Below are 9,532 nucleotides of genomic sequence, written 5' to 3'. Positions count from 1 at the left end.
ACATGAACACGATGACTGACGCTGCTGGCAAGGTCCAGGGCTGGGCGTTTTGCCGGGCGGCACATGTTCGTCAGCGCGCCAAGGAACTATTGCAGGAGGAGAGTGCACAGGGTACCACCGAGTATGCCATCTTGGTCGGCGTGCTCGTGGTGATCGCGATTATCGCCATCGTCGCATTTAAGGGCAAGGTCCAAGATCTATGGAACGCTATCAGCGAGGGCATCAACAGCCTGTAGAGGGCGAGCGCCTCATCGGGGTGCTGCTGGTGTTTGCTTGCCTGACCGTGGCGATAGCGGCGGTGCTTTGGGGGCTTAACGCCGCGCGGCAGCAGCGTCCTGGGACCGCCTCCGATTTGGGCTCAGATTCGGCGGTGGCGTCTCAAAAAGATGAGATGCGAGATGCGGACGATTCGGATGTCGCTGTCACGGCGCAAACCTTTCTGCGGACGCTCGACAAGCGGTCTGGCACTGCGACGGATTCGCCTGAGGGCAACGCGATTGCGGTCCGGCTTGCATGGTCCGAGGACCGACCGATGACCGAAGCGGCGGCGGATATGCTGCGTGCCTATCGCGAGGTACCCACGGCGCAACTTGCTCTGAGCGGCTATCTCGACATCAAGGGAAACGTGTGGGGCGCCATCGTGCGCGACGAACGCGGCTGGGTCGATATGGTGACAATTGCCGCGGATGCTGGCGATGCTTCGTGTCGTCTGCGCGCCGTGCGCCTGAGCCCGCAGGCAACGGACTCAAAGGAGGGATCGTGAAATGCATGATGTCCTGCGTGAGGAATCTGCCCAGGCGACGGTCGAATACGCCATCGTCACGGTGGCGCTGTTATCGATCGTGCTGGCGATCGCGGGACTTTGGCGTGCCGGCACCGATGGGCGCTTGGCGGCGCTGGTTGAGCGGGCGGCATCCCATGGCGTTGCCTCGACGTCGGTTATCGACGCCGCTGCGGCCGCTAAGGACATCGCGTTGTATTGATGCCGCGCGCGAGGACCGGGCGCAGTCTACGGTCGAGGCCGCTTTTTTGCTGCCGACGTTTCTGACGCTCATCCTTCTCGCGCTGCAACCGGTGTGCCTGCTCTATACGCGCGCGGTCATGGAGTCTGCCGCCGCCGAGACCGCGCGGCTCATGACCACGACGACGGCGGAGGACGACGATCTTAAGGAGTTCACCCGCCGCCGACTTGCCGCAGTGCCCAACGTTTCGATCTTTCATGCCGGCGGGCCGTTGTCGTGGGATATCGAGCTTGGCCGGGCCGGTGCGGGTGGCGTCTCGTCCGTGTCCGTTTCCGGCGAGGTCAAGCCGTTGCCTGTGATCGGTGCGTTTGCGCAGGCTATGGGTGGTACCGCCGAGGGCGGCTACGTTGAGCTCAAGGTCGATGTCTCGTATCAATCGCGTCCCGAATGGCTGGAGGGAGATTATGATTCGTGGATTGCTACATGGGATTAAGCGTTTCTGGTCTAGACGCGTTTTGACGCGCCGTCCGAGCTGCCATTGCAAGCGAGGCGGCTTTATGGGTCGAGCCGGTGTCGATCTGTTTATCGAAGACGGCGCCTATACCACGCTTTCTTCTGCCGTGGTCATCCTAGTGGTGCTCACATTGTTGTTTTCGTCGACCGCGGCGATATGGAGCATGTCGCGTGCCGGGGACACCCAGGTGGCGGCCGATAGCGGCGCGCTGGCGGGTGCCAACGTAGTGTCGTCCTATCACACGGCTGCCACGGTGGTTGATGCGAGTATCTTGAGTCTGGGGCTGGCGGGGTTTGCCACGATCGGGACGGGCCTGGTCGCCATCCTCATCCCGGGTGCCGAGCCGGTTGCCGGCAATATAGTCGACACCGGGATCGAGATCATTAAAACGCGCAACAAGTTTGCCAAAAGCGCATCGGAAGGCTTACAGAAAATCGAGACGGCTCTGCCGTATCTGATCGCCGCGCGTGCCACGCAGGCGGTGTCGGCGCAGGATACCGATAGTGTGACCTATACCGGTACGGCGCTTGCCGTGCCCAGGACATCCGAGTCGGACTTTGCTGCGCTCAAAGGGTCAGAGATCTCGACCGATACCATTAAAGACACATCAGATGATTTAGAGCGTGCGGCCGAGGAGCTGCGGAAGGCCTCGGAGGAGACGGCGAAGGCAAAGGAGCGCGCTTGGCTGGCGGATTGTGGTGGGTCTGACAAGGGCTCGGTCGGCAGCTGTTCTTGTATGTGGGAGCGCGCAAAAAGCCTAACGGATCTTTCCGGTGTTCAAAATCCGCATTACTCATCGAGCGTTACGTGGGAGCCTCAAGTTGCCCTTGATCGCGCGAAGGACTACTACCATTGGCGTCTGACAAATGAGAAGCCCCAGGGCTCGAGTGTCGAGATGAAGGCAGAGTCTGCGGCGCGTAAGGCGTTTTATACCTATGCGAACGCGGAGGTCGATCGGGCATATATAACCGAGAACGGAGACAGGGTTTCCTCCTATATTCCGCTGCTGCCGCGCAACTCTGATGAGGTTCGGGCGACGGAACTCTATACCGATGCGGTGTGGCCGACTAGCGTAAACGATGACAAGGCGTATCTGCATTACGGGACGACCTGCCCCAACTATAAGAAAGGGACGCCGAGCGGATTTGCTTCGGTTGCCGATTACGATGGACAGGATAAATGCAGCAAATGCCATTTTGGCGTTTTGTCGCTTGGTGCTGTTGCGGCGCCTTCAACCTCTATCGAAAACGGCTTCGAGTATCACTTTGACAAGTTTAAAGACGCCCTGGAGGACTACGTCGACTGTCGCAACAAGGAGCTCGAGCTCGAGCGTCAGACCGAGGACGAAGCCGACCGTGCGGGCAATGCGTTCGATACCGCCATCAAAGAACTTTCCGGTGAGCGTCCGCGTATCGCTCCGCCCGGTCGCAACGGCGTGGTTGCCTTTGCGGTTTCGGGCGCCATCTCGAGCCCCGATGAGCTCAACTCTTCGTTTAACACGGCAGTCAGGCTTGGCGATCGCGGTGCCATCTCTGCCGCGGTGCTGGCGCCCGATGGGGCGACGGCGCAAAACAACGTGCTTTCGCGATTTTTCTCGACATTGAAGGAACGCTCGGGTGGCGTTGCCGGCGTACTCGATGGCGTCATGGATGTCTGGGGACGGCTGCTTGTGGGATACGGAGACATCCAAGGTTCGGCCGACGAACTTATGGACGAGATGATTAAAGGCCTAGGAGGGGGCAGCGGCGCGTTGGGCTCCATCGCATCGTGGCTCGGCGATACCGTTTCGGCGTCCGTGGCGGCGTTGGGTCTGGAGCCGTGCGACTTGCGCCTGCGAAAGCCGGTGCTGACCGACACCGCCAATGTCATCAAGAGCCCGGGGTCTGACATCACGGCTCTTTCTAATGCGCAAGACAAGCTGCGAAGTATTCCGTTGGGCGTGACCGATCCCAAGGCGCTTTGCGAGGCGTTGGAATATCAAGTCGAACGCACCATTAGCGGCACGGTGTTCACGCTTGCGGAGATTCCTCTGCCCGGCGGCGGCTCCATCCCGCTCACCGTCGATGTCGCCACGCTGTTTGGCGCTCTGGGCGGTGGGTCGTAATGAGTATCCGCATGCGTCTGCGCGAGGAGCGCGCCCAAGCGACGGTGGAGATGGCAGTGGTTACGCCCGTTTTGCTGGTGCTGGCACTCATCGTGTACAACGTCATGATCTTTGCCAGCGCTGTCGCGCGCTTCGACCGCGTGGTGCCCGACATCGTGTTGGCGCACGCCGTGGCGTCGGAGGGGGAGGGCGACGAAAGCTCTGCCGATGCCTCGGCGACGGTTCAGACTCAAATTCTGAATGCCATGGAAGGCTATGGCTTGCAGATCGAAGTGTCGAGCGAGCAAGGCGCGGAGGCATCGGATGGTGGCCTGCTCTCCCTATCCGGTACGTTTAGGACCTACACCTGCACCATGCACTATGAGCCGTGGCCGACTTCTCTCAGCATCGCTGGCGTTACGCTGGGGGCGCCGACAACGTTGTCGCACGAGCGCGCGGTGACGGTCGATCCATGGCGTCCGGGGGTGGTCATGTGACCGCGGTCTCGTCCTACATCGCGTACGCGCGGGCGCTCAACAGGCTGGGTTGGACGCCGGCCGAGTTTGTGGTGGCGGAGTCGTTTGCCGTGCGCCTGCGCGGCATGCTGGGACGGTGTCCGGTTGCCGCCAACGGTCTGCCGCTCGTCATGGCGTTTCCACGCTGCTCTTCGGTCCATACGTGTTTTATGGCCTATCCCATCGACATCGCCTTCATCGATCGCGACGGCAATATCCTCGCGCGCTACGAAAGCGTTCGTCCTTGGCGCACGTGCTCCTGCCCCGGCGCCTGGGCCGCACTAGAGCGTCCTTCAATCATTGTTTCGATCCCTGCTCTCCAACGCGTGCCGGCTTAAGAATTGGCGACAGCGGACTTTCGTCATACGAAATTGGGTAAGATGGAGGAGAAGATGCATGGATGTTGAGATCCATCCCAACGCTAAAAAGCACCTGACGGAAAAGCAGGTGCTTAGCGCTTGGCTTGCGGTTACTGAGTGCATTCGTCGCGAGTCGAAGGACGAGCCGTCGAGATGGCTTGCGATTGGATGGCTCCCAGACGGACGAAGCGTGGAGCTTGTCGCGGTCTAGCTTGTCCGTGGGTGGCTTATCATTCATGCCTTGTCTCCAGTCCAGAAGAAATTTTGGCAGGAGATTGAACAGGCTCGGCAAAGGGGTCGATGATGGGCAAGACGTATACGGCCGCTAATGGTCAGGTTGTAACGGATGAAATGATTGACGCGTGGTGCGAGTCGTACGAGCGCGGAGAGTTTCCGGATGGCGAACACACCGTTGGTGGGATCGTGCATGGACGGCCCCCACTCTCAGGTGAGGGGACGGCAACGCTGTCGGTCAAGATTCCTCTGGGAATGAAGGAGGCCATTCGTCGACGGGCGGCTGCCGAGGGGATGACGCCAAGTGAGTTTGCCCGTGCGGCTCTGAGCGAAAAACTTCTTGCTGCCGGCTGATGCCTCTGACGTGCCGATTTATAGAACCGAGGCTGTGCTCAAAAACTTTTTTGAAATTCTCGGTTGACCGGAACGCGTCCTTGGTTATACTAATCAAGCCTTGAAACAAGGCACACCTCAAATGGCTGGGTAGCTCAGTTGGTAGAGCAGAGGACTGAAAATCCTCGTGTCAGGGGTTCGATTCCCTTCCCCGCCACCTTGAATTGACTAGGACCTCTGCAAAGGGGTCCTTTTCTTTTATGTAGCCCTCGCACGGAATCGAACCCCGTGAGGGCGCGGAGCTGAGTAAACGCGTAAGCGTTTGCCAGCGCAGCTCGCAAGGCGCGTAAGCGCCGCAGCGGTCCGTCCGCGCAGCGCGCGGACGCGATTCCCTTCCCCGCCACCTTGAATTGACTAGGACCTCTGCAAAGGGGTCCTTTTCTTTTATGTAGGGTTCTGCGGAAACTGCGTCCCGGAATTTGGCTTCAGAGTGGGATGCGTTTTCCGCTTTGAGGCCGCTTGGGAAAGCGCGACCCGGAATCCGGCGTCAGAATGGGACGTGCTTTCCTTTTGCGGCCTTTGGCGGAAACTGCGTCCCAGATCCCGCGCTCAGAACGGGATGCATTTTCCGGTTGGGCCTGCTAACGGAAAATGCGCCCCATTATTGAGCGATAGAACGGGACATGCTTTCCGGTGCCTGCCTCCGGCGCGCGTACACACCTCGTCGCACCATTCCGAGTCCGTCTGCTCCCAGACATTCCTCCCACTTTCGCGTCACTTTGCAGACCGTTCGGTCGCCTGTCCGCACACGCGGGTATACTCAAAACGATACTTATCCTACGCAATACGATGCGGGTTCGACCTGCATGATCCGAAGGGGGCAGTGATGGAGAGGATCCTCGGCGTTAATCTCTCTGGCTGGTTTATTCCCGAGCCTTGGGTGACCCCGTCGCTGTACGCGGCGACCGGTGCATCCAACGCGGCTGAGCTACAGGAGGCCATGGGTACCGCCGCCTATAACGAGCGCATGCGCCGCCATTACGAGACGTTTGTGAGCGAGGACGATTTTCGCCGCATGGCGCAGATCGGTCTCAATGCCGTGCGTCTGCCGGTGCCCTGGTATGCCTTTGGCTCACAGGAGTCCGATGCCTCCTACATATCGGTTGTCGATTACATCGACCGCGCAATTGAGTGGGCTGCCAAGTACGACATCCGCGTGCTGCTCGATCTGGCAACCGTGCCCGGTGGCCAGGGCGATTCCAACGATTCGCCCACCACGCCGGAGGCTGTTGCCGAGTGGCATTCGTCCACCAACGGCCGTCATGTCGCACTCGACGTGCTCGAGCGCTTGGCCGATCGCTATGGCGAGGCCGAGAGCCTGCTGGGCATTGAGCTGCTGGACACGCCGCAGATGAGCGTTCGCAAGAGCCTCTTCACCATGACGGATGGCATTCCCGCTCACTACCTGCGCAATTTCTATCGCGATGCCTACGAGCTCGTCCGTTCGTATATGCCCGAGGATAAGATCGTCGTCTTCTCGTCGTCGGGGCATCCCAGCGAGTGGAAGCATTTTATGCGCGGCGCCAAGTACAAGAACGTCTACATGGACCTTCACCTGTACCATTACCGCGACGAGTATGCGCTCGACATCACGAGCCCTCGCGGGCTGACGACGGCGATTTCGCGTAACAAGCGCGAGCTTAAAGAAGCGATTTCGACTGGGTTCCCCGTGCTGGTGGGCGAATGGTCGGGCGCGGCGATCTTTGCCAACTCGTCGGTTACGCCCGAGGGCCGCAATGCCTACGAGCGCGTGTTTATCGCCAACCAGCTGGCTTCGTTTGCGCCGGCTGCCGGTTGGTTCTTCCAAACGTGGAAGACCGAGAAGCGCATTGCAGCATGGGACGCCCGCGCGGCGCTCGGTACGCTCGAGCGCGGCATGATTGAATAGGTTGATATGACGCAAAACAGCGCCCATACGGGCAAACTCTATGTGGTCGGCACGCCCATCGGCAACCTGGGTGACCTGTCCCCGCGCGTTGGCGAGGCCTTTGCCGCTGCCGATGTCATCTGCTGCGAAGACACGCGTGTGACGTCAAAGCTGCTGATGCACCTGGGCATTTCCAAGCCGCTTGTCCGTTGCGACGAGAATGTGATCGCTAGCCGCGCTGCCGGCCTGGTCGACCGTCTGCTGGCGGGGGAGACCCTCGCCTTTGCCTCGGACGCCGGCATGCCGAGCGTGTCCGATCCCGGCCAGGCGCTGGTCGAGGCGGCGCGTGAGGCCGATTTGCCCGTCGAAGTTATTCCCGGGCCCTCTGCTTGCGTCACGGCGCTTGTTTCGTCCGGCATTCCCTGCGAGCATTTTTTCTTCGAGGGCTTTTTGGGCCGAAAGCACGGCGACCGTGTGCGCCGTTTGCAGCGCCTTGCCGTGGTGCCCGGCGCACTCATCTTCTACGAGTCTCCACATCGCATCGTGGCGACGCTCGAGGCCGTGGCGGAGGTCTTTCCCCAGCGTGAGGTTGCCGTCTGCCGCGAACTCACCAAGCTGCACGAGGAGGTCTTGCGCGGGCCCGCTGACCAGCTTGCCGAGGAGCTGCGTGCTCGCGGCGAGGTAAAGGGCGAGATTGCGCTGGTCATCGCGCCGCCGAGCGAGGATGAGGAGGCCGGCATCGCGCCGGTTGGCGCTGCGGTAGCGGATCCCGACGAGGCCCTGCGCGAGGATATCCGCGCCGCGCTCGAGGAGGGGGAGCCCGCGTCTGCGGTGGCCAAGCGCCTGTCTCAGAAGTATTCGCGCCGCAAGCGCGATGTCTATGCCATGGTGCTCGATATGCAATAGATGGAGGATATCCAGCCCTTGCGCTAGAATCATCCTCTGTATGCAACGTTTTTCTGGAGGACAAACCCCATGGATCAAAGCAAGCCTTCGTTCTTTATCACGACGCCCATCTACTACGTCAACGCCGATCCGCACCTGGGCACGGCTTATTCCACCATCATCGCCGACGTTCAGGCTCGCTATCGCCGTTCCGCCGGCTATAACGTCAAGTTCCTGACCGGCATGGACGAGCACGGCGAGAAGGTCGCCGAGGCCGCAGCCAAGCATGGCATGACGCCGCAGGAGTGGACCGATAGCCAGGCCCCGCACTTCAAGGAGCTTTGGAGCAAGCTCGAGATTTCCAACGACGACTTCATCCGCACCACCGAGCCGCGCCAGCATCATGCCGTGCAGTATCTGTGGGAGCGCATGAAGGAGTCCGGTTACCTGTATAAGGGCAGCTACGACGGTTGGTATTGCGTGCCTGACGAGACCTACTTCACTGATACGCAGGTCCAGAAGGGCGACGAGGAGTACGGCAGCGTCGGCCAGCATCTATGCCCCGACTGCCACCGTCCGCTTGAGCGCGTGCAGGAGGAGTCCTACTTCTTTAAGCTTTCCGCCTTCCAGGACAAGCTTCTCAAGCTCTATGACGAGCACCCCGACTTTGTCGAGCCTGCGTTCCGCATGAACGAGGTACGTAGCTTTGTCGAGGGCGGCCTTAACGACCTTTCCGTGAGCCGCACGAGCTTTGACTGGGGCATTCAGGTCCCGTTTGACGAGGGTCACGTGACCTACGTGTGGTTCGATGCGCTGCTCAACTATATGACGGCCGTCGGCTACGGTGTCGACACCGACGAGGCGCGTGCCGAGCTGGCCTATCGCTGGCCCGCGCAGTTCCACATCGTGGGTAAGGACATCATCCGCTTCCACTGCGTCATTTGGCCCGCCATGCTCATGGCCATCGGCGAGGCCCTGCCCGAGCACGTCTTTGCCCACGGCTTCCTGACCGTGCGCAATGCCGAGACAGGCAAGGCCGAGAAGATGTCCAAGAGCCGCGGTAACGCCATCGCTCCGCAGGACGTTATCGACATGCTGGGCGTTGAGGGCTATCGCTATTACTTTATGACCGACGTGGTCCCCGGCACCGACGGCGCCATCAGCTTCGATCGCATGGAGCAGGTCTACAACGCCGATCTGGCCAACAGCTGGGGCAACCTCATTTCGCGCTCGCTCAACATGAGCGCAAAGTACTTTGACGGCTGCGCCCCGGCTAAACCGGCGTCTGCCGACGCGTTCGATAACCCGCTGGCAAAGATTGCCGACGGTTTGGTCGAGCGCTACATGGCCAAGATGGACATGCTCGATTACGGCGGAGCCAAGGATGAGGTCATGGAGCTCATCCATGCCGCCAACCACTACATCGAGGACTCCGAGCCCTGGGCGCTTGCCAAGGACGAGGCCAAGGCTGACGAGCTGGCATTTGTGATTTACAGCCTGCTCGAGGCCATCCGCATCGCCGCCCACCTGCTGATGCCGCTCATGCCCCAGACTTCTGTCGAGGCTCTGCGCCGCCTGTCCTGTGAGGGCGAGGCCGCGAGCGACGACCTCAAGGGCATTTGCGCTTGGGGCCTGCTTGCTGGTGGTCAGCCCGTCGAGAAGGGCGATCCGCTGTTCCCGCGTCTGGCGTAGAGACCGCGCGAGCGCCATATCGGCAATT

General features: G+C 60.7%; 12 protein-coding genes and 1 tRNA gene. All 13 read left to right on the top strand.

Going from position 1 to position 9,532, the window contains the following annotated elements:
- Positions 1–2: 2 nt before the first annotated feature.
- On the top strand, positions 3–236 hold the full coding sequence (locus DW892_RS02660; protein WP_089572694.1) for a hypothetical protein: 234 nt from the start codon (positions 3–5) through the stop codon (positions 234–236).
- Positions 200–763 carry a hypothetical protein gene (locus tag DW892_RS02655; RefSeq protein WP_147349834.1) on the top strand — a complete coding sequence of 188 codons (564 nt, stop codon included), beginning with the start codon at positions 200–202 and terminating at the stop codon, positions 761–763. Before DW892_RS02660 ends, DW892_RS02655 begins: the two co-directional genes overlap by 37 nt.
- 1 nt (position 764) lies before the next feature.
- Positions 765–983, top strand: coding sequence for a hypothetical protein (locus DW892_RS02650; protein ID WP_117563704.1), 219 nt, complete (start codon positions 765–767; stop codon positions 981–983).
- A complete protein-coding gene (locus tag DW892_RS02645) occupies positions 919–1,455 on the top strand; it encodes a TadE/TadG family type IV pilus assembly protein (RefSeq protein WP_117765468.1) in 537 nt (178 codons plus the stop codon). Before DW892_RS02650 ends, DW892_RS02645 begins: the two co-directional genes overlap by 65 nt.
- A gap of 64 nt (positions 1,456–1,519) precedes the next feature.
- Positions 1,520–3,580 (top strand): hypothetical protein, encoded by a 2,061-nt coding sequence (locus DW892_RS02640; protein WP_117765466.1) that lies wholly within the window; start codon positions 1,520–1,522, stop codon positions 3,578–3,580.
- Positions 3,580–4,056 (top strand): TadE/TadG family type IV pilus assembly protein, encoded by a 477-nt coding sequence (locus DW892_RS02635; RefSeq protein WP_117759589.1) that lies wholly within the window; start codon positions 3,580–3,582, stop codon positions 4,054–4,056. Before DW892_RS02640 ends, DW892_RS02635 begins: the two co-directional genes overlap by 1 nt.
- Entirely contained in the window at positions 4,032–4,412 is a 381-nt protein-coding gene (locus DW892_RS02630; protein WP_117765464.1) for a DUF192 domain-containing protein, read from the top strand. The genes DW892_RS02635 and DW892_RS02630 overlap by 25 nt, the downstream gene beginning before the upstream one ends.
- 58 nt (positions 4,413–4,470) lie before the next feature.
- Positions 4,471–4,644 (top strand): hypothetical protein, encoded by a 174-nt coding sequence (locus tag DW892_RS10380; RefSeq protein ID WP_158567009.1) that lies wholly within the window; start codon positions 4,471–4,473, stop codon positions 4,642–4,644.
- Positions 4,645–4,733: 89 nt separating this feature from the next.
- Positions 4,734–5,021, top strand: coding sequence for a ribbon-helix-helix domain-containing protein (locus DW892_RS02625; protein ID WP_199575474.1), 288 nt, complete (start codon positions 4,734–4,736; stop codon positions 5,019–5,021).
- A gap of 123 nt (positions 5,022–5,144) precedes the next feature.
- Positions 5,145–5,217, top strand: a tRNA-Phe gene (locus tag DW892_RS02620).
- Positions 5,218–5,886: 669 nt separating this feature from the next.
- On the top strand, positions 5,887–6,948 hold the full coding sequence (locus tag DW892_RS02615; protein WP_055309641.1) for a glycoside hydrolase family 5 protein: 1,062 nt from the start codon (positions 5,887–5,889) through the stop codon (positions 6,946–6,948).
- A 6-nt stretch (positions 6,949–6,954) separates the two neighbouring features.
- On the top strand, positions 6,955–7,833 hold the full coding sequence (gene rsmI, locus DW892_RS02610) for a 16S rRNA (cytidine(1402)-2'-O)-methyltransferase (RefSeq protein WP_055250527.1): 879 nt from the start codon (positions 6,955–6,957) through the stop codon (positions 7,831–7,833).
- A gap of 69 nt (positions 7,834–7,902) precedes the next feature.
- Positions 7,903–9,504, top strand: coding sequence for a methionine--tRNA ligase (metG, locus tag DW892_RS02605; protein ID WP_117765462.1), 1,602 nt, complete (start codon positions 7,903–7,905; stop codon positions 9,502–9,504).
- Positions 9,505–9,532 lie beyond the last annotated feature (28 nt).

Source organism: Collinsella sp. AM40-7AC (assembly GCF_003468125.1).
Classification (GTDB): domain Bacteria; phylum Actinomycetota; class Coriobacteriia; order Coriobacteriales; family Coriobacteriaceae; genus Collinsella; species Collinsella aerofaciens_O.
The sequence above is the reverse complement of the archived record's forward strand: the minus strand, read 5'-3'. Positions and strand labels throughout refer to the sequence as shown.

Coding starts and splice junctions, on each gene's coding strand:
- DW892_RS02640 (WP_117765466.1), top strand. CDS start 1,520: ATGGGTCGAGCCGGTGTCGATCTGTTTATCGAAGACGGCGCCTATACC.
- DW892_RS02625 (WP_199575474.1), top strand. CDS start 4,734: ATGATGGGCAAGACGTATACGGCCGCTAATGGTCAGGTTGTAACGGAT.
- rsmI (WP_055250527.1), top strand. CDS start 6,955: ATGACGCAAAACAGCGCCCATACGGGCAAACTCTATGTGGTCGGCACG.
- DW892_RS02630 (WP_117765464.1), top strand. CDS start 4,032: ATGGCGTCCGGGGGTGGTCATGTGACCGCGGTCTCGTCCTACATCGCG.
- DW892_RS02655 (WP_147349834.1), top strand. CDS start 200: ATGGAACGCTATCAGCGAGGGCATCAACAGCCTGTAGAGGGCGAGCGC.
- DW892_RS02645 (WP_117765468.1), top strand. CDS start 919: ATGGCGTTGCCTCGACGTCGGTTATCGACGCCGCTGCGGCCGCTAAGG.
- metG (WP_117765462.1), top strand. CDS start 7,903: ATGGATCAAAGCAAGCCTTCGTTCTTTATCACGACGCCCATCTACTAC.
- DW892_RS02615 (WP_055309641.1), top strand. CDS start 5,887: ATGGAGAGGATCCTCGGCGTTAATCTCTCTGGCTGGTTTATTCCCGAG.
- DW892_RS02660 (WP_089572694.1), top strand. CDS start 3: ATGAACACGATGACTGACGCTGCTGGCAAGGTCCAGGGCTGGGCGTTT.
- DW892_RS02650 (WP_117563704.1), top strand. CDS start 765: ATGCATGATGTCCTGCGTGAGGAATCTGCCCAGGCGACGGTCGAATAC.
- DW892_RS10380 (WP_158567009.1), top strand. CDS start 4,471: ATGGATGTTGAGATCCATCCCAACGCTAAAAAGCACCTGACGGAAAAG.
- DW892_RS02635 (WP_117759589.1), top strand. CDS start 3,580: ATGAGTATCCGCATGCGTCTGCGCGAGGAGCGCGCCCAAGCGACGGTG.